This window comes from Rhodococcus sp. 66b, from assembly GCF_002076325.1.
In the GTDB taxonomy this organism is placed as follows: Bacteria; Actinomycetota; Actinomycetes; order Mycobacteriales; family Mycobacteriaceae; genus Rhodococcus_F; species Rhodococcus_F erythropolis.
The window spans coordinates 1-18,433 of sequence record NZ_MUZB01000003.1 but is presented as its reverse complement, the minus strand read 5'-3'; the positions used below and the strand labels follow the sequence as shown (position 1 = coordinate 18,433).

Genomic DNA, 18,433 nt, shown 5'->3' with positions numbered 1-18,433 from the left:
GAGTCTTACTGTGACGGGCGGACACAGGTCTAAACTTGGAACCTGTGACAGCTGAAGCGACAACCGAGGAGACCTCGCAGGCGGCGCACGGTGAGACACCGTGGCTGACGCCATGCGAGATGCGTGCATGGCGCGGCTACATGGACGGTAATCAGCGCCTCATGGAGGTTCTCAACCGCGAACTGCAGGATTCACACGACCTGTCGTTGGCCGATTACCGCATTCTGGTCATGCTCTCGGAGTCAGCTGACGGGTCGTTGCGGATGAGTGACCTGGCAGACGGCGTGCTGTCTTCGCGCAGTCGCCTCACGCACCAGATCCGGCGGATGGAATCTCAGGGCATCGTCGTGCGCGACACTTGCGTCGAAGATGGTCGCGGCGTGCTCGCGCGGATCACGGAAGAGGGTAGGCGTCGCCTCGCCGAGGCAGCGCCTACTCACGTGGCCGGGGTGCGGAACAATCTGGTCGATCTGCTGACTCCCCAGGAACTGGACGTGCTGGCAGACGTCTTCGAGAAGGTCGACAAAGCCATCGGCGAGCGCTGACTTCTGGAGCCGTTTTCGCGGTCCGTGGGAACACCCGATAGGATCGCCCACGGAAGCGTGGCAGAGCGGCCGAATGCACTCGCCTTGAAAGCGAGCGTGGCGTTAAACCCACCGGGGGTTCAAATCCCTCCGCTTCCGCCAAATGTTCGTTGTTCAAACCCAGCCCGCGCGAAAGCGTGGGCTGGGTTTTTTCGTGCCCTACGAAGCGCAGGAGCGTCGAGGAGTCGGATGTGTAGCAATCTTTGCCGCCCTGGGGTCGCCGGGTGAAGCAATGGCTTCGCCACTTCGGTGCTACGTCCGATGTTGCGGCAATCTGCCGGTTCTCGTTGTGCTGTGGTGAACGATCAGCCATTGCGGCGCTCGGCGACGAGAGTTCCAGGTGATCGCATCGTGCGGCTGGTGGTCAATTCGATTCCCTCCTTGGCTAGATGGGCTCGTGGTTTACGCGGCCTCCTTGCGCTTGGTGTCCGAATGAGCTGCGCGCCACCAATTAACTGTTGACCGTTCAATAAGTTTGCGTGGCCATATCGCCAGAGACCACGTTGCATTCAATCTGCTGAAATGCTCCGGATCGTGCCTTGTTTGCACGTTTGCTCGACTGTCACCAATGGGCGGATGGTCCAAGTTTGGTGTCGTTCGCCACATTGGGACCTAAGTCCCATTCCCTGCTCTGAGCCCTGTCGATATGTATCTGTTACCGGAAGTTCACCGCAAGTCTCCGATAGTTGGTCGCGGGAGCCTGTTGATAAAACGGAACGCTTGGTACTGTCCGGTAACTTGCATTTAGTTAGTGTTCAGCTACCGAATTGGTTGCTGGTCCGCGACGTAGGAGTTACTCATGGCAACCGAATTGAAAGCACGAACATCTCGCCGTCGATCGAGGGCCGCGGTAGGGCTCGCGGCGTGTGCGGTTGCCGCGCTGTCGTCGGGTGTGGTCTTCGCAGGGAGCGCATCGGCAACGCCGATGGCGTTGGCGGACAAGTTCGCGAGCACTGTCACCGATGACGGTTGGTCGTTGGATCTTGTCGCCACGAAACTGTCGGCGAACCCGGTGCCGAATCTGGCGACGACGGCGTTCACTCGTGAGGGGTTCGTGTCGGCGAAGGTGACCGGCACGATCGGTGGTGCGGGCGATTCGGCGGTGAAGACCGGTTATGTCGAGCAGGGGTTGCAGATCGGCTGCCAGATCGATGTTTCCTCCGGACTTGGCTTGGGGCTCGGTTTTTCGCTCGGCCCGTCTGTCGGTGTGAGTATTTCGGGTGTCCCGTCGGCGAACGTGGGTGTGAATGCGTCGGTGAATCCGAGTATTCAGTCGACGATTGCGCCGGGCACGATCACGACGATTCCGTTGGGGAAGAAGGATCTCGAGTCGTCGAAGGCGTCGATCACGGCAGAGAACGTGCACGTGAAGGTTGATGCGTGCATGGGGCCGGTGACGATCCGCTCGTACGCACAACTCTCGGTGTCGACGGCGACGTCCGACAACACGTTGTTCGTGTACTCCGATCCCACCTGGCTCTGACCCACGCAGCCGTCGTCAGCGCTGCATTCTCAACCCACTCTGCGCAGGCCACCATGCCCTCCACACCCCGTCACACGAGGCCCGAGTCACGGGTTTGCCCATCAATCAGCATCACAGGAGAAGTTCATGAAGATTCGTACCTTGGCCACAGCCGGAGCGCTTACCGCAGGTATCGCCCTCGTCGGTGTTATCGGCGGGGGCGTGGCATCGGCTGCTACCCCGATCGTGCAGCCGGAGCAGGGTCGGATCGGGCTTTCGCTCTCGAATGCGGAGACCGCAGCACTGGCGGCGAGCCCGATCCCCGATGCAATCGCGAACATTGTTCCCGGCTCGCAACGTTGGGTTGGCCGGGCTCCGGGTTCGGTCATCACCAACGTCGATGGCAGGGCAAGCGCCCCCGATCGGGTCGTGATCGCCGAAGCTGCGGCGCATCCGGGTGGCTACGTCAACATCTACGTGTCCGACCCGAACAACCCCGTCACCGGGGGCTACATCGTGCAGACCTACCAGCACTGGAACTGAACTAGGGCCGGTAACTCCGGACCCTGACTGCTGCCGCCGATCTCGTTGTTTCACTTCACCTATCCGCCGTTTGGAGTTTCTGTCATGACCATCCGCAACGCTGAACACGCTCGGTCCCGCCCGATGACGGAGCCGCCGGCCACAGTGCACAGTGGTCAAAGTGCGGACGTCGACGACTGGGACCCCGCCAGTGAGCTGAGCGAAACCTCGAAGGCCATGATCGCCACCGTCTTCGGTCTCGCATTGTTGATTGCAGCGTTCGCGGTGATCGGACGTCTCGGGGGCTGGGCCGCTGACTATGGGACGATTCTGGTGTATCTGGCGTTCTTTCTGTGGATGTCGATCGCGGGCCGGGTGTTCTGGTGGGGCGCGGACAAGCTCATCGCCGAGGCGCGGAAGAAGTCGAACACGGGCGATCGCCGGTGAAGTCCGTGCTGAAGCTGCGCAGGTCCATCGCGGGAGCACTCGCCGCCGGAGCACTGTTGACCGGGGTGGCGGGGGTGATCGGTGCGGGAATCGCGCTGACCGCTGGACCTGCGACTGCGGGACCGGCGGAGGATTGCGCGGCGGTGCGGGCACGTGATCATCAGATCTACCTGAACCTGATCGCGTCACTGCCACCCGGTGCCCCCGTCCCGCCCGAGTACATCAACCCGTGCCTGAGCGCACCCACCACGACTCCGACGGCGGCCCCGACAACCACCGTCGGACTACCGGGTGCACAGGCTCCGGGCGGTGGCCCGAACGTCGGCGCGAACGCGCCGACGAACTTCCCCGCTTACAACGGCACCCCCATCGTCCCCGTCCCCGGCGCCGCGCTGCCTGGACAGCCGAATACGCCGACAGCGCCAAGTATCGACAACCCTGCAGGAGTCCCGGTTCCGACGACCACCAGCGGACCCGCCCCGACCACCCCGCAGCCCGCTGGATCGACCGCACCCACAGCGGTCCCCGATCGTGGTCCCGGACCTGTTCCCTCTGGAACACCGAAGACTGTTCCCGGACAGTCGGAATCGAATCCCACAGTCACGCCCTCGGGACTCAGCGACGACGACGGGCGCGATCGTTACCTCGAACTCGTGTTGGTCGGTGCCGCCGCATTCACAGCCGGCGGGATCGGAGTACGTGGGCGTCGTTCACCGTTCGGCCCACGCATACCGTTGGGTGGGCGTACGCCGGAATCGATCCTCTCCCAGACAGTCGGTACCCTCGCGTCACCGCTGATGCAGTACGCCAAGGGTGGCCAGTCGAAGATCACGGTCACCGAACCGGGCGGGGGACGTCGTACGTTCTTCCTCATCCATGACGCGACGTCCTCACACGAAGCGGAAATCCCCGTCGACGTCCCGCCCGGCGGGCATATGAGCGTTAATCCGGACGGCTCAGTCACCGTCTTCGACGCGGACGGAAACCCGGTCTCGGTCGTGGCAGCTCCGTGGGCGTACGACGCCAACGGCAATCCTGTTCCCACCGACTACGAAGTTCGCGACGGCCGCCTGATTCAGACGGTGTACGCCGACGAAGCGACCGCGTACCCGATTTTGGCTGATCCGCCGGAAAAGAAGGCGAAAGCACCCACCTCTGTCGCTTCGAAACAAGTCCAGAAAAATACGAACACCGCCGCACCCAAGCCGAATTCGATGACCTCGCGCACAAGTCCGCAGAAACCGCAGAACAGTGGAAACACGAACTCGGGCAACACTTCCGGAGCCACGAACAGCGGCACCACCGCTGGTAAGTACGCCGGGACCACCACCCAAGGCTCCGCTCCGGTCACGAAACCTGCATCTCCCAATCAGTCACCGCGCACCACCACCAAACCTGGACCGAAGCCCGCGCCGACCTCTCAGGAACAAGCAACGAACCAACTCGCCCAAGCACACGGCGAAGTCCCTCCGGTTGCACCTTCGAAACCCGCGCAACCAAATCAGTCGCCACGCACCACAACCAGTCCGGGCCCCAAACCCACTGTCAGTCCACGTCAACAAGCTGCGAACCAGCTTGCCGAAGCGCACGGGGACGTGCCTGCCGGGTTCACCGGCAATGTGCCGATCCCGCCAGATCCGAACGCGCCCGACGACCGATCGTTCCCGCAAAAAGTATGGGACACCGCGTGGGGTGTCGGGGAAAGTGCCGTCGACACAACAGTCGATAGCGTCGGAACGCTCGGAGATGCGTGGCGAAACTTCCTCGTAGTCCCCGTGCACGATGCCGCCGTCGATCCGTTCGGCTTCAATCGCGGCCAACGAGCACAACCTTCACCCGAGCATTCTCCGGCTGAGATCGCTGCCGCAGCAGCAAATATCGTCTCCCTCATTCCGATCGTAGGCACAGGAGGCAGAGTCGGCGGAGCTGCCGTGCAAGAAGCGGTGGAGGCTGTTCTGCGGCGCGGCGGAACCGCCGCAGACGCCGAAGCCGCAGGTCGCAGGGCAGCCGCCACCGCCGGTGAGGCCGGGAATAGAGCCCCTAGCGATCCGACTATTCCCGTCGGAGACAGACCGGCCTCGACGCCTGTGGGTGGGCGCGGAGATCGCGAAATAAATGTAAAGCCCGGAACCAATCGTCCTGGAATAGTCAACGGTCGTGAATATACGGGGCATGCGTTCGACCGAATGCAAGAGCGCGGCATACTCCCATCCCTGGTTGAACAGGCCATTCGTGAAGGGGTGGCGACCCCGAGCAGAGGAAACACGACCGTGATCTATGATTCGATAAACAACCTATCAGTTATCATCAATGAAACGGGCAGAGTTGTGACCACCTCATTTGGCAATTTATCGGGAAAGTGAAAAACATGACGGATCAATCAATTTACCGCCTGGAAGCTGAGCAGGTTAATCGCGATTATTGTGACGGAAGAATATCCTTGCATGCGCTAGTTGAAATATTCGAGAGGTACGTCAGAGAACGCGAATCGGAGCGTGCATCAGATTCCGAAACCCTGAGGGGGGCCTGGGGTCAAATTGAAATAATGAATGCAATTAACCAGGATGATCCTTCGAATTCGAGCAAAAATGAGTCGGAGGTGCGAGAAGTTATTCAAGAATTCTTGGACTTGCTTCCGTAGTCTCTTTTCTCGGTCCAGGGGCGACTAATCAAGGCAGGCTTTGACTCACTTGCGCGACCAGTGTCATGTCAAGTGACACTGGCCAGCAGTTGCTTATTGTGGTGTGGGAGCAGATTAGGATTCGCAGGCTGACGGTTCAGACGTCTACGCCTTCGAGGGCGTCCATCCATTCACCCTGATCACCGATCACGGCCACCTCGCCTACCGCATTCCGGTGGAACACGATCACATCCTGATTCCAGGTAAAACCGACTACCTGTACAACAGTGCAGGCGTCCGCATACCTGCCTGGCGTGTCACCTTGTCTTCGGAACAGAAGAAGTTACTTTCAGTGTTCGAAAGCGCTCGTGACATCGTCTCAGACGAACTGGACGTAATGGAGCAGAGCGACCGGAACGGCAACGCCGGCTAAACGTGCAGCTCATTCCACTTTTCGAGCATCCGTCTCGTCTGGACAGTCAAGTTTGAATGCCATCCACTTGCCTCCGCCAAAATGATTTTCATTTTCAATAACAGGGGTGCGCCGAGTTTGAACTTTTACAGTTCGACTCGGCGCTCTTTGTTTTATAGAGGTAAAAAGGTTCGAATCCCTCTTGATCAAAATTTGAATCAGTTCCGTCAGCGAGTGCTTCGAGCGATAGACATAGAGTTCTGCCAAGCTCGGTTGAACAGACCTAGTGTATCTGTACGCTCGGCCAGGTTAGCGAGATTGAGCCAGAGTTGCCTTCGTACACCTGCTTCACTCATGGACCATATGGTTGCGAGCTTCTTCTCGACTTCACTGACATTACCGGGTTTGCGTGGGCGTGGTCCATGTCGGTCGCCACTTGGATGGTCTGTCTCGGGCAGCACCAGTTCTTTTGGAATTTGACGAAGTGTATCTATGTGCGAGGATCCCGTTGCGCCGGGCGGGACGGAAAAGTAGCAGCCAAGACGGATCGCTTCTTCAGTCAGGCCTGTGCCTCCAGTCCACCAGTGCAGCACTGCACCATCCACAGGAACACGATTCAGTTCATGTATCACTGCCGCCTGCGCTCCGGTGCTGTGAACGCTCAGTATCCGGGGTGTCTCTGCAAGGGCTTCAAGTATCTTGTGGAAGTTGCGACGCTGTAGTTCCATGGGTACCCGACTTTTGCCGTCAAGTCCCACCTCACCCACTACGACTGCGCTTGGAAGGAGTTGTCGGAACTGGTCGCTATCGAACGACTTCTGGGAACGCACTAGACCGGGATGAACACCTAGTCCCCATACAGCCCGCGTGTCGTGCCTTGTGAGGCCTTGATACTCCGTTAACGACCGTGTCATCGCAAAGACGAAGGAACCAAGTTCAGTAACGTCTAGCGCAGGTATTCCAGTGTCGATGTGTGCATGAGTGTCGAGTGGTAACAACTGCATCGTCATAGTGACAGACTCCTAAGCTCGGCCATTGCTCGGTTGCATAGCTCGGTCGCTTTCGCTAGCTCTATGTCGTTCGGTAGTCGCAGGGTCGCTAGGTCTTGAGCACGCAGATCGCGGGATAGGAAATCACGCATGGCGGGTACGACCGACTTGCTCTCTAGCCAACGCTCAAGTCGTTGATCGCCTGCAGGGACTAGATACTGCGTTTGGTCGGGGATAGAGCTAGCAGCAAAGGATGCCTTGCGTAGGACGCAACCGAAGCAGGCACCGCACTGTATGCGCCCCTTCAGTCCGAATGATCTTGCGCCGGTATGGGAACAGGAGGTGGTTGCGCTCAGATAATTGGAGGCGGCTTCAACCCCGATAGCCTCACCTACCTTGGTGAACATCTCACCCTTCGTCAGGTCTGCAAAAGGGTTGGAGAGTTCGTTGTGTGCACCTACCTTGCCTAATATCCGAACGAGACCTTGCAAGAAGGCCGGATGTGTTGTCTTCGTTGATAAACTCCCGCGTCGGTTACTGGAAAGCGGCGGATTGATCGACGCGTAACCATTCTCAGGTATCCAGAGCGGTAATTTATTGACCGAAGCGACGGCTAATCCGATCGCTATAAAAAGGATGGATCTAGAGCGCGTAGAGTTCTCTTTCTTGTATGGTTTTCCTTCTGGACTCGTGCGGCCACGTGAATGATGTACTTGAAAAAAGTCCGACAAACTATTCGGAAATAGTCGAACTGTCTCATCTTTGAGTTTGCGTTGGAGGGGTGCAAGGTTCTTCTCGGAAAAGTGCGATACCAGCGCATGTGAGTTAGTTCCTTGAAGTTCATGCGCTGACAAGATCGCTCCGGCACCCGAATCGGCGCCACCACTGAACAGGACAACTCGCGACGCACCAATAGCGCGGGCTGCGATCTGTTCGCATTCGCCCTTAGCTTCACTGAAATCTAGAGTCCATGTATCACCAGTTAGAAAGCCAAGTAGGCTCTCCAGCTCAGTTTTGACACCCAGCCAAGGTTCTACTGCGATAACATCGACTTCAATTGAGATTTCCCGCGTATTCCAGGCCGACATGCGCCCGGAGCGAAGGACTGAACGGTCCGCTGATAGTACTGCTGACGCGATTCGCACGAAATCGATATTCCTATCGTTGACGCGGCCAAGTTCGCCAAGATTTGGACCTACGTTCGAGGTGAACCATGGGGAGGTTCCCTGCTTTGGCCAAAAGAATGTGTTTGACGTGCCGACTAGATCGGACGGGACGTCATCGACACTTAGTTTGAAGGCGCTGCTCACTTCTTCCCCTGAGAGTAGATGCCTCTGAGCTTCTTAACTCCAGTAGTGATAGCTTTCTCGATTGATTTAGCATCAGTTCCAGTTTTTCCGATGTCAGCCTGTGCTGCGATGGCCTGGGAGGTTTCGTTGATTCTGTCGATCATCTCGTCTCTTGATACCCCGTCGCCACTTATTAGGCTGTCACCGGCCTCTGAAAGAAATATCTCAGCAGCAATGAGACCAATTGCATGTTCGGCTGCGTCAGCTGAATCGGGGATAGACTGATTTATAGTGTCATCCAACATCCAATCGACCAGCTTACCGGCGATTGCGCGCTGTTCCTCACTAGCAATGTCACTATTAGGGTCGGCGGCACAAATCACGTCAACGATGGCTCGAACTCGTTCAGCATTACTACTGAGCGCGGCAAGTGTATCGAAATCTAGACCGGCGCGCTCCAACTCAACGCGATCCCCACTTCGGAATGCTCCTGCTACAGAGGCGGCACGGCCTGCTGTTCTGGCGTAGGAGCTAATACTCCTCTGCGGTGAACTCTGACCTCCTCCACCCGTAGCTCCACCGCCTGACGCCCCACCTCCCGATCCGCCGCCGCTGCCTGACGAGCGTGAAAAGCTCGGAATGTTTAATGCTTGCGCTACAACTTGCTTGGGGAGATCGGTGTGATTTTTGTCAGTCTGGCTTCCAGCCCAATCCTCTAGACCCTCGCGTATCGCTTTAGGTGCCTTACCGGACGACCCCTTATATGAGGAGCTCGTTCCCATAACTACGCCAGTTCCAATGCAGTTGATAATGATCCCGCCAGTTCGGCAGTACCGTTGGCTTCAACGAGTTGTGTAATTTCTTTTCGGATTGATGACGGGTCAGTTTTTTGGAGCTGCAAAACAGCACCGGCCTTCAGTTCGTTCGGCGGGATACGTCGCAAAGTGGTGCAGACAGTATCGACAAGGTCGTCCCGCAATCTTGCAAACCTTAAGAGTGCAATGACACCTTGCGTTTGCCGGTCTGGTTGATCGGTAATAACAGAGCCGATATGCTGTATGAGTGACCTGGCGTCATCAATGGGAAGTGCGGCTATAACTTCGTTCGTTACGCTACGGTTATCTGAGTTGGACTTCGACAGGAATCTAGTAGCAAGGTCCTTAATCTGTTCAGATAGACCCTTTGTGGATAGAAACACATCATCACCAAATGATGTCGCGAAGACAAGGTAGGATGCGAGATCTTCGCCGCTCAATGACGGTGTCAACTGTGCCCACCGAATGAGCGATCCACCGTACTTTTGCTGAGGTGTGGTCTCCGGAGAGGCCGCTTGGCTTGGCTGCGTATCCTTCTTAGCGCTCTTTGGTTTCGCGTCTGAATCTTGCGGCGTTTCGTTCGCTGTTGTATCTGACTGGGCGGCACCTGTACTCCCTACGCTTTTTTCGAGGGCAGTCATGTTTTCGCGAAGTGTATTGTCAGCTAGCCAACCGATAACCTTGCGAAATTCTTCTGGAAAATACGACTCTAAAACCATCAATTTTGCGATAGCTGCAGTGTTCAGCGTGATACCACGACGATCTGCGACGTTCTGTCGTATCGAGAGATCGTTTAGAAACCTTTTGATACGACGAGGGTTGCCTTTCGTTTTTTCATGGATAATTGGCTTGAGGCGGGTTGCGATCGTCCGAGCAGGAGCGAACTTTGCAATATTCAAGAGTGGCGCGTCATCGAGGGTTTTCCCGGCTTTACGAAGCTCTGACACTTGCAGAACGATCGAGTCGAAGTGGACCGGTTCTGTTTGGGCTTGGACCTGCAACATAATAAGGTATGCCTCGGTGTCGAAATCACTCAGGGCGGGAACAGGTACTGATGTCTGTACGATCTTATGTAGGTAAAGTTTCGACGGTTCCTCTTCCCCGTCAGGTGTAGTGTCAGCATTCTGTGGAAATCTGGTGGCGATCGCCTCGGCTATGCGTACCTCGTCTGCGGCGATGACGAAAGACATTTTCGGCACAGATAGAAATAGCCTAATCGTCTCGAGAGTCTCAACGACAGTTTCCGGAAGGCAGCGGTCGAGATCATCGACGAGAATGACGACATTTCTCAGATGCTTGAGTCCGTCGGACTGAAGTAGTGAGGCAAACTCGGCACGAAATTGGACCATGTCACTGATCGGTTCCGGATCTTCGTCGTCTGGCTTCGGCTTGACTAGAGACATGAGCGTGTCAATGTCCGGAACTGACATTGTAATAGATGATTTAGCTGCTACCTGGATAGCCTTTCCCCAATCGACTCTCTTTACGAGTCGTCCCAGCAGCTTTTTAGCTTTGCCTTCAGTGTCTGTCTTCTGGTCGATCTCGTCTCCGAGTGCAGTGAGGATTTCACTAATTAGTGATTCCTTTGCACCCATTTGTGGGTCATATTTCCACGGATCGGTCTGCACCACTAGCGTCGAAGTTTTTGTGCCCTGCGTAGGCTGTAGATTTTTTGCAATCAATCCGAGAACGGATGTCTTGCCGCTACCCCAGGAACCCGATAGCCCGAGAGCGATAGGATCAAGGCTTTCATCAAGGAGTGCGTCGGCCACAGCTCCCGCGACAGCATCGAATGACAAGAGATCAATCTCTGCCGGCTCATCTAAATAGATGGGAAATTCTGTTTGTCTATTCTTTTCGCTCATCTTGCCCCTTCAAATTGAATAATATTGCTGTTTCTTTAATTATACTCTCAGGCACGAGCTTTCCTAGCATCTGTGCAACGAGTGTCGCGTGTTTGGCTAGATAGTGAGTATGTTAAGGCTTTAGGAGCGATCCATGACCTAAATACCTGACGAAGAACGCTTAGAGCGGCACCGTAAACGTAGTCAAGTGGCACGAGCGAATCGTAACCTCCGCTCCATTGCGCGAGCACACCTCGCCATTTCTAGTTACATACCGGAGTCAGACGAGTTCGACCAACTACCCTCACTACCTGTGTCTGCTGTCGATCCAGCTGACGAAGCAACGAGTCCTCCGTCTCCTGATGACCAACTAACTACGCCCTCTACGATGCGACAAGCTCCGCAGGCTGACGGATCAGACGTCTACGCTTTCGAGGGCGGCCATCCATTTGCCCTGATCACCGATCATGGCCACCTCGCCTACCGCATCCCAGTGGAACACGATCACATCCTGATGATTCCAGGTAAAACCGACTACCTGTACAGCAGCGCAGGCGTCCGTATGCCTGCCTGGCGTGTCACCTTATCTTTGGAACAGAAGAAGCTACTTTCAGTGTTCGAAAGCGCTCGTGACGTCGTCTCAGACGAACTGGACGTAATGGAGCAGAGCGACCGGCACGGCAACGCCGCTTAAGTCTGCAGATCATCCCATTTTTCGAGCATCCGCCTCGTCTGGACAGTTAAGTTTGAATGCCATCCACTTGCCTCCGCCGATGCCCCTCACTTGTTCATACAGGTGAGGGGCTTTTTCGTGTCCGATCGTGCCAAGATCGCCGTCGACGAGGTCCGCGTCGGCGTCGAGCGACGTCGCTGCAGTTCCTTCGAGAGCTGGATCCAGTCTTTGACGGCGGCATGATCGTTCTTGTCGGGGACTTCCCGCCATCTCGCAACCACTCCACCGCCCCAGTTCCTTCCGAAATGAATGACTAGCCATGCCCCTCAAAAAAGGGACTCAGGCGGCGTTACGCATTCACCGAATCTCTGATTGCGGTGCGCTCCACGTGTCGCAGGAGCTGAGTCCCTCCTGCATTCCTCGGTTGAACCACATTCTGTTGTTGGCCTGACTCGGGTGGGTGTCTTCGGGGTCTTCGCCAGGGATGTTGATGTCGTCTTCTTGTACGGACAGTTCGGCGAGGTAGGGCAGGATGTGGTTGGCGCTGACGCCGGACAGGCATTCAGCTTGAGCTTCCAGGCGTTTGGTCATCAACATCACCTCGCGGTGATCGTTTTCCCGCGCGGCCAATGACGACAGCTGCGATTCGATCCCCATCGCCTCCTGAAGGTGATGTCCGTATTCGTGGGTGGCGACTCTGACGAGGTCGAGTTCGTTGAAACTGTCGTACGTCCAGATGCGGATGGTCTGGTTTCGGGGGCAGTAGAAACTGATCCCGTACACGTCTGCGCCTTCTCCGCAGAGGATGGGTGCATCGTCGCCTTCGAGGCGCATGTCGACGTGAGGTGTCACGAGGTTGCCGCCTCTGAGTTCTCCGTCGACAGCGGGGCTCCACATCTCGTCCAGACAGGCCATCACCCCTTCCGCATACCTCTTCTGACGGGTGATGTCGCCGCGCCATTCGACTGGCGTGCAGTCGATCTCCGGGAACTGCATATCCGTGTCGGTCAATCGCTGGCTGGTTTCGGTGACCGCTTCATATGACGGCAGCACCCGTTTCACCACGGAGGCGGCGAGATTGACCCCGACCACCAGGACGACGACCAGCCCGACCGCGGTGGCGGTCACGATGATCGCTATCTCTTTTCGGGTCCAGCTCATTCGTTCGCCTCAGGGGTCGGTTGTGGATGCGTTATTACGCAGCGGCACAAGGAATTTCCCGCACGCATCGGTGCCCGTTTGCAGTCCTCGTAAAAGTCGTCCGGGATAACGTCGCCTGTTCAACACTCGGCGACGAACGTTGCCACGGGAAACGAAAAATGCTCCGCCCCGCCGCAGGAAGAGCGAAGCATCAATTCGACGGCGGAGGGTATTACCAGTTCTGAATGAAGAAGAACTGCTGTGAACCCCTCGCCGGGTTGAGTACGCCGAGAGAAATTTCTCCACCACGGGAGGCTGCTTCGTTGGCGAACTGGTCGAGACGTCCCCAGACGACGTTGGGGCCGCTCTCGAAGCGCGATCCTGGTGCGAGGCGCACGCCGATCTGGTTGGAGTTAGTGATGCTTTCGATCGCAGCGCCGGCATTGAGCTGGCCGAACAATGCCGTCTCACCTTGGTTCAGTTGCACGCCGATGCGCCCGTTGTCGGCGATCGGAGTAACAGCTGATGCGGCGCCCGCGCCGCTGAGTGCGATGGCTGCGATACCGGCAGGTATCAATGCGGCCGCGGTAATCATCTTGCGTAGGTGCGTCATTCGGCTTCTCCCTCGTCGGTGGCCCACTCGAGTTGGCGCCTCCACGGGCCACTTTGTCTGATTCTTCCGGTAACAGTCAACGACATGTCGCAAACAATGAGCAATCCATTGGGTTGGTTTGAGATGCAGCTCACTACTGGAAATCCGTTGAAGAATAAACTGTTTCAGTGAAACTGCTGGTCAAGATCGTGAATGCCGGAGAAGCGCGCGGGCTGTCGTTACGGTTCCGTTACTGCTCAGTCTGGCTGCGAGAAGGGCACGTACGCGGTCACCCAGAAGCGCTGCGGCACAGGAATTGTCAGAGCAAGAACCCGCGCAGTGGGTTCTCCGCAGTTGAGCGCCACTGTCAAAGCGGTCTTTCATTCTTCGAGGGCGCGCTGCTTCGGCAGTGGGCTCTCGACTGTCAGAACCGCACGGTGAATACCACGTGGCGACGCTCGCGGGCCGCGCGCTGGAAAAAGTCCGCCACTTCCTGAAGCCAGCCCCAGGCGTACCCGCGCTCGTCGGAACCGTACTCCGGGTTGCGGTCGTCGAGTGGCATCGCGTCGTAGCGCACGCCGAACTCGGATTCGGTGACTTCCGCCAGGTACGAGGAGACTTCGGCGACCCGATCGGGTGCCAGGTAGGTGACGAGTTGGTCGTCGGTGTCGGTGTTGAGGTCTTCGTCCCCCAAGATCACGCCGTAGGCCGGCCAGTTCTCGGACACGCGCTCGTACCCCGTGCTGGAGAGGGCGCACAGGATCGGATCCCACGCCTTGTCCGTGTCGCACGAGAACTCGGATCGGCCCGTCTCCTCGATGTCCTCGACCACAGCGCCGAGTTTGTCGTCGTCGCCGCGCGCGTCCAGAAGTTCCGCTGCCACGCTGTCTGACAGCGCGAAATGCACCCCAAGTTCCATGGCGTGATGCTAACGGCCGACCTTGCCGGCGTCCCGCCGTCACTACAAGACGAATCGCCTTAGGTAACGATCCTGCTCTGCCTCCGACCGAAGTTACCCATGGTGGGCCTGCTGTCATACATACTTCATCGGTGATTCCGACAAAACGGACCGGCCTTTCTGTTGTATCGCTGGTGATCCTCGTCGTCGCGGGGTTGCTGGTCGCAGCCCCTGCCAGCAGCGCCGCGCCGCCGCCTGACTGGAAATACACAATGGTGGCGTTCAGCAATGCCAGCGACCGTGACATGGATGTCTACGAGTCGGTCGACGGCACCGGCTTTCAGCTCGTCCAGCAGTCGGCGTACAGGCCGCCGTCTGGGCTCGTGCGTGATCCGAGCATCTTCCGGAACACGGACGGGTTGTACTACCTCACCTACACGACGGGTGGTGGGGCGAACATCGGGTTCGCACGCAGCAGCGACCGCATCAACTGGACGCCGCTGGGGAACTATCCGGTTCCGTTTTGCTGCGCCTTGATGCCTGGCACGGGAGATGGCACCGGTTCTGCGAGTCCGCCGGGCTTCTCGGGTTCGGCTGGTTTCAGCGACGGACCGTCGCTGTCACCATTCGTCACCAAGGCCTGGGCGCCTGAATGGTTTGTGGACGGCGATCGCGTCAACGTCATCCTGTCGATGTCGACCGGTGGAGGATTTGTGCCGTATCTGATGACGGCGTTGGAACCGTCGCTCCGGTTGTGGAGCCCGCCTGTTCCGCTCGCCGGGATCGGTGCGGACCACATCGACACCACCGTGGTCAAAGTCGGATCGACCTATCATGCGTTCACCAAGAACGAGACGAGGAAGGTCGTCGAGCATGCGGTCGCTCCTTCGGTGACGGGACCTTATTCGTTTGTCCCGCCCGGGAATTGGGGTTCGCTTGTCGAAGGTCCGGCCGTGGTTCAGTTGCCGAGCGGCGACTGGCGGATCTATCTCGACGCCTATACCGAAGGAAAGTATCTCTACTCCGACAGCACGGACGGGCTGAACACCTGGTCTCCTGTGCAAGAGGTTCCTGGGGTGTCCGGGACTGCACGGCATCTCGGCATCATGAGAGAACCGGCATAACTTTCGACCCCGAGTTGGTAAGGCTCTGATCAAGGACTCCGGTCTTGGTCAGAGCCTTTTCTCGTACTTGCGTACTACTTGTGTGCGTCGCCTGCGCGAATCAGTGATTGACAAGCTAACGATGCGATGCCGTTGGGTCCGACGAGTTCGCGCCGACCACGAAGTGAGTATCTCGGCGTGAGCTGTGCAGAGTTGCGCTCCCAGGCCCCGCTCGGGCGCCGTACTTCACGATTGATTGCCAAGTAATGCCTGTTAGTTTCATATTCAAGTACGCGCACTGGCTTGATGCCCGCACTTTCGGTCTTCAACTGCTCTGAGGCCCGCGAAATGCGGATTCAATTCGATTTGCCGCACTGTTTCTGAGTAATCTTCTCGTCCGTAAACGGTGACCTTGCTCATAGTGGGACCTAGGTCCTTTTCGCTGCTGATAAGCCTGTCGATATATATCTGTTACCGAAAGTTCACCCTAAATCCAAGATGGGGGAGATGGCGCGCTGGCGGGCAAACAGGACGATTGGTACCGTCCGGTAACTAATTCAGTTAGTTGTCGGCTACCGCTCTGGTTGCTGTGTCACGTGGAGGAGCAGTTCATGTCGATCGAATCGCAAAACGGCGTATCCCATCGTCGATCGAGGGCCGCGGTAGGGCTCGCGGCGTGTGCGGTTGCCGCGCTGTCGTCTGGTGTGGTCTTCGCAGGGAGCGCATCGGCAACGCCAACGGCGTTGTCGGACAAATTCGCGAGCACGATCACCGATGACGGCTGGTCGTTGGATCTTGCCGCCACGAAACTGTCGGCGAACCCGGTGCCGAATCTGGCGACGACGGCGTTCACCCGTGAGGGGTTCGTGTCGGCGAAGGTGACCGGCACGATCGGTGGTGCGGGCGATTCGGCAGTGAAGACCGGTTATGTCGAGCAGGGATTGCAGATCGGCTGCCAGATCGATGTCTCCTCCGGACTTGGCTTGGGGCTTGGCTTTTCGCTCGGCCCTTCTGTCGGTGTGAGTATTTCGGGTGTCCCGTCGGCGAACGTGGGTGTGAATGCGTCGGTGAATCCGAGTATTCAGTCGACGATTGCGCCGGGCACGATCACGACGATTCCGTTGGGGAAGAAGGATCTCGAGTCGTCGAAGGCGTCGATCACGGCAGAGAACGTGCACGTGAAGGTTGATGCGTGCATGGGGCCGGTGACGATCCGCTCGTATGCACAACTCTCGGTGTCGACGGCGACGTCGGATAACACGTTGTTCGTGTACTCCGATCCCACCTGGCTCTAACCCCGAGCAGCCGTCGTCAGCGCTGCTGGCGAGCAATTCCTGATCCGTCCCGTCCCGGGGTGGTTACTCATCACGCTCACAGAGGAGAAATCATGAAGATTCGTACCTTGGCCACTGCCGGAACCCTCACCGCAGGTATCGCCCTGATCGGTGTTCTCGGCGCCGGCGTGGCATCTGCTGCAACTCCGATCGTGCAACCGGAACATGGCCGGATCGGACTTTCACTTTCGAACGCCGAAACGGCGGCGCTGGCGGCGAGCCCGATTCCTGATGCGATTGCGAACATCGTTCCAGGTTCGCTGAGGGGGGTCTGGTTGGCGCCTGGTTCCGCGATAACTGTTACCGATGGCAAGGTCGACGCCCTCGAAGGAGCTGTGCTCGGTGAAGCAGCCGCGCGTGGTGGGCATGCCAATGTCTTTGTCTCCGACCCGAATCACCCCGCCAGTGAGGGGCACATAGTGCTGACGGAGCAGTACTGGAACTGATACCAGGCCGAACGCCGGCGACCCGTTGTCCCCGCTCTCCCTTCCTATTTGGAGTTCCAGCCATGACCGTCAACAACGCCGAACGCCGCAGTGTCCAGTCGGAATCCACTGCCGTCGATAGTAAAGACGTTGCAGACGTTGATGACTGGGATCCGGACAGCGAACTCAGTCCACTTTCCAAGGCTGTGATCGCCACCGCAGTCGGACTGGGGTTGCTGATCGCGGCATTCGCGGTGATCGGGAAGCTCGCCGGCTGGGCGAACGACTACGGGACGATCCTGGTTTACCTGGCATTCTTCTTGTGGATGTCGATCTCCGGACGGTTGTTCTGGTGGGGCGCCGACAAACTCATCGCGCTACTCCGAACGAAGAAGAGTGACAATCGTGGTGCGCACCGGTGAAGTCCGGTAGACGACTTCGCCGGACTCTCGCGGGAGTGCTTGCCGCCGGGGCGCTGTTGACCGGAGCGGCCGGAGCGATCGGTGCGGGAATCGCACTCTCCGCCGCTCCGGCGAACGCGACGCCGGAAGAAGACTGCGCGGCGGTGCGGGCACGTGATCATCAGATCTACCTGAATCTCATTGCGTCGCTGCCACCTGGTGCGCCCATCCCGCCAGAGATCATCAACCCGTGCCTGAGTGCGCCGTCCACGACGTCGACCACTGCGCCGACGACCACTGTCGGGCTCCCCGGTGCGCAGGCTCCAGGCGGTGGCCCAAATGTCGGGGCCAATGCTCCGACGAACTTTCCCACCTACAACGGCACCCCCATCGTCCCTGTGCCGACGATCGAGGTTCCGCCCATTGCTTCCGAGTCCCCGGCCTCGGAAACTGGTGTCGGTGCATTCCCCAATGCATCGGCATCAGCGGTTCCCTCACCCACACCCACCCCGGGTGAGGGAACCACCACCGATCGTGGTCCCGGACCGATCCCCACGGATTCGGATTCGAATACCGCACCGGCCCAAACGGTTCCGGACCCGGCAGCAGATGTTTCCACCGACGGGGAGGACTCGGGCCGTGACCGGTATCTCGAACTCACCCTGATCGGCGCTGCAGCGTTCACCGCTGCGGGTATCGGAGTGCGCGGGCGGCCGGGACCTTTCAGCCCCCGCACGCCCGAATCAGTACTCTCCCAGGCGGTCGGGACTGTCGCGTCGCCGTTGACTGCGTACGCACCTGGCGGGCAGTCCTCGTTGCGGGTGTTCGATCCGATCACCGGCGGAAGCCGGTTCTTCTTCCTGATCCACGACGAAACGTCGTC

Annotated in this window: 17 protein-coding genes, 1 tRNA gene and 1 pseudogene; 12 read left to right on the top strand and 7 right to left on the bottom strand. The window is 58.1% G+C overall.

What is annotated here, in order from left to right; genetic code table 11:
• The first annotated feature begins 119 nt into the window (after positions 1-119).
• The 6 genes from B0E55_RS05875 to B0E55_RS31870 all read left to right on the top strand — a co-directional run bounded on the left by B0E55_RS05875 (position 120) and on the right by B0E55_RS31870 (position 5,378).
• On the top strand, positions 120-545 hold the full coding sequence (locus B0E55_RS05875; protein ID WP_020968140.1) for a MarR family winged helix-turn-helix transcriptional regulator: 426 nt from the start codon (positions 120-122) through the stop codon (positions 543-545).
• A 51-nt stretch (positions 546-596) separates the two neighbouring features.
• Positions 597-686: transfer RNA gene (locus B0E55_RS05870), tRNA-Ser, on the top strand.
• A 697-nt stretch (positions 687-1,383) separates the two neighbouring features.
• Entirely contained in the window at positions 1,384-2,067 is a 684-nt protein-coding gene (locus B0E55_RS05865; RefSeq protein ID WP_020968141.1) for an MspA family porin, read from the top strand.
• Positions 2,068-2,193: 126 nt separating this feature from the next.
• Positions 2,194-2,589: a hypothetical protein gene (locus tag B0E55_RS05860; protein ID WP_020968142.1), complete on the top strand. Its 396-nt coding sequence runs from the start codon at positions 2,194-2,196 to the stop codon at positions 2,587-2,589.
• Between the two features lie 84 nt (positions 2,590-2,673).
• Entirely contained in the window at positions 2,674-3,015 is a 342-nt protein-coding gene (locus B0E55_RS05855; RefSeq protein WP_020968143.1) for a hypothetical protein, read from the top strand.
• Positions 3,012-5,378 (top strand): hypothetical protein, encoded by a 2,367-nt coding sequence (locus B0E55_RS31870; protein WP_198538396.1) that lies wholly within the window; start codon positions 3,012-3,014, stop codon positions 5,376-5,378. The genes B0E55_RS05855 and B0E55_RS31870 overlap by 4 nt, the downstream gene beginning before the upstream one ends.
• An 896-nt stretch (positions 5,379-6,274) precedes the next feature.
• Here the strand turns inward: B0E55_RS31870 and B0E55_RS32600 are convergent.
• The 4 genes from B0E55_RS32600 to B0E55_RS05825 form a co-directional block, all read right to left on the bottom strand.
• Positions 6,275-6,961 carry a TatD family hydrolase gene (locus B0E55_RS32600; protein ID WP_394855704.1) on the bottom strand — a complete coding sequence of 229 codons (687 nt, stop codon included), beginning with the start codon at positions 6,959-6,961 and terminating at the stop codon, positions 6,275-6,277.
• 92 nt (positions 6,962-7,053) lie between these two features.
• A complete protein-coding gene (locus tag B0E55_RS31505) occupies positions 7,054-8,346 on the bottom strand; it encodes a hypothetical protein (RefSeq protein WP_133053403.1) in 1,293 nt (430 codons plus the stop codon).
• Positions 8,343-8,786 carry a hypothetical protein gene (locus B0E55_RS05830; RefSeq protein ID WP_133053402.1) on the bottom strand — a complete coding sequence of 148 codons (444 nt, stop codon included), beginning with the start codon at positions 8,784-8,786 and terminating at the stop codon, positions 8,343-8,345. The genes B0E55_RS31505 and B0E55_RS05830 overlap by 4 nt, the downstream gene beginning before the upstream one ends.
• 323 nt (positions 8,787-9,109) lie before the next feature.
• Positions 9,110-11,005 (bottom strand): KAP family P-loop NTPase fold protein, encoded by a 1,896-nt coding sequence (locus B0E55_RS05825; RefSeq protein WP_080909272.1) that lies wholly within the window; start codon positions 11,003-11,005, stop codon positions 9,110-9,112.
• Between the two features lie 292 nt (positions 11,006-11,297).
• On the opposite strand from B0E55_RS05825, the gene B0E55_RS05820 reads away from it, so the two are divergent.
• Positions 11,298-11,678, top strand: coding sequence for a hypothetical protein (locus tag B0E55_RS05820; RefSeq protein WP_133053401.1), 381 nt, complete (start codon positions 11,298-11,300; stop codon positions 11,676-11,678).
• Between the two features lie 336 nt (positions 11,679-12,014).
• Here B0E55_RS05820 and B0E55_RS05815 read toward each other — a convergent pair whose 3' ends face one another.
• The 3 genes from B0E55_RS05815 to B0E55_RS05805 all read right to left on the bottom strand — a co-directional run bounded on the left by B0E55_RS05815 (position 12,015) and on the right by B0E55_RS05805 (position 14,308).
• Complete coding sequence (locus B0E55_RS05815; RefSeq protein ID WP_080909270.1) at positions 12,015-12,818, bottom strand: neutral zinc metallopeptidase; 804 nt, start codon at positions 12,816-12,818, stop codon at positions 12,015-12,017.
• A gap of 211 nt (positions 12,819-13,029) precedes the next feature.
• On the bottom strand, positions 13,030-13,410 hold the full coding sequence (locus B0E55_RS05810; RefSeq protein WP_019746448.1) for a hypothetical protein: 381 nt from the start codon (positions 13,408-13,410) through the stop codon (positions 13,030-13,032).
• Positions 13,411-13,813: 403 nt separating this feature from the next.
• Complete coding sequence (locus B0E55_RS05805; RefSeq protein ID WP_030535796.1) at positions 13,814-14,308, bottom strand: DUF1877 family protein; 495 nt, start codon at positions 14,306-14,308, stop codon at positions 13,814-13,816.
• A 251-nt stretch (positions 14,309-14,559) separates the two neighbouring features.
• Between B0E55_RS05805 and B0E55_RS05800 the strand changes: the two genes are divergently transcribed.
• The 5 genes and pseudogenes from B0E55_RS05800 to B0E55_RS05780 all read left to right on the top strand — a co-directional run.
• The gene (locus B0E55_RS05800) at positions 14,560-15,411 is read left to right on the top strand and encodes a glycoside hydrolase family 43 protein (RefSeq protein WP_241896030.1); all 852 of its coding nucleotides are present in this window, start codon (positions 14,560-14,562) and stop codon (positions 15,409-15,411) included.
• A 590-nt stretch (positions 15,412-16,001) separates the two neighbouring features.
• Positions 16,002-16,685, top strand: a complete 684-nt coding sequence (locus B0E55_RS05795) for an MspA family porin (RefSeq protein ID WP_059016389.1) — start codon at positions 16,002-16,004, stop codon at positions 16,683-16,685.
• Positions 16,686-16,777: 92 nt separating this feature from the next.
• A complete protein-coding gene (locus B0E55_RS05790; RefSeq protein ID WP_029254241.1) occupies positions 16,778-17,170 on the top strand; it encodes a hypothetical protein in 393 nt (130 codons plus the stop codon).
• Between the two features lie 62 nt (positions 17,171-17,232).
• Complete coding sequence (locus B0E55_RS05785; protein WP_029254242.1) at positions 17,233-17,571, top strand: hypothetical protein; 339 nt, start codon at positions 17,233-17,235, stop codon at positions 17,569-17,571.
• Positions 17,568-18,433: pseudogene (locus tag B0E55_RS05780) on the top strand (hypothetical protein); the annotation flags it as partial. The gene B0E55_RS05785 and the pseudogene B0E55_RS05780, both read left to right, overlap by 4 nt.

Bases quoted from the DNA above. Each gene is read 5' to 3' on its own strand.
- B0E55_RS05795 (WP_059016389.1), top strand. From the start codon at position 16,002: ATGTCGATCGAATCGCAAAACGGCGTATCCCATCGTCGATCGAGGGCC.
- B0E55_RS05800 (WP_241896030.1), top strand. From the start codon at position 14,560: ATGGTGGCGTTCAGCAATGCCAGCGACCGTGACATGGATGTCTACGAG.
- B0E55_RS05810 (WP_019746448.1), bottom strand. From the start codon at position 13,410: ATGACGCACCTACGCAAGATGATTACCGCGGCCGCATTGATACCTGCC.
- B0E55_RS05790 (WP_029254241.1), top strand. From the start codon at position 16,778: ATGAAGATTCGTACCTTGGCCACTGCCGGAACCCTCACCGCAGGTATC.
- B0E55_RS32600 (WP_394855704.1), bottom strand. From the start codon at position 6,961: ATGACACGGTCGTTAACGGAGTATCAAGGCCTCACAAGGCACGACACG.
- B0E55_RS05875 (WP_020968140.1), top strand. From the start codon at position 120: ATGCGTGCATGGCGCGGCTACATGGACGGTAATCAGCGCCTCATGGAG.
- B0E55_RS05860 (WP_020968142.1), top strand. From the start codon at position 2,194: ATGAAGATTCGTACCTTGGCCACAGCCGGAGCGCTTACCGCAGGTATC.
- B0E55_RS05785 (WP_029254242.1), top strand. From the start codon at position 17,233: ATGACCGTCAACAACGCCGAACGCCGCAGTGTCCAGTCGGAATCCACT.
- B0E55_RS05805 (WP_030535796.1), bottom strand. From the start codon at position 14,308: ATGGAACTTGGGGTGCATTTCGCGCTGTCAGACAGCGTGGCAGCGGAA.
- B0E55_RS05825 (WP_080909272.1), bottom strand. From the start codon at position 11,005: ATGAGCGAAAAGAATAGACAAACAGAATTTCCCATCTATTTAGATGAG.
- B0E55_RS05865 (WP_020968141.1), top strand. From the start codon at position 1,384: ATGGCAACCGAATTGAAAGCACGAACATCTCGCCGTCGATCGAGGGCC.
- B0E55_RS05815 (WP_080909270.1), bottom strand. From the start codon at position 12,818: ATGAGCTGGACCCGAAAAGAGATAGCGATCATCGTGACCGCCACCGCG.
- B0E55_RS05855 (WP_020968143.1), top strand. From the start codon at position 2,674: ATGACCATCCGCAACGCTGAACACGCTCGGTCCCGCCCGATGACGGAG.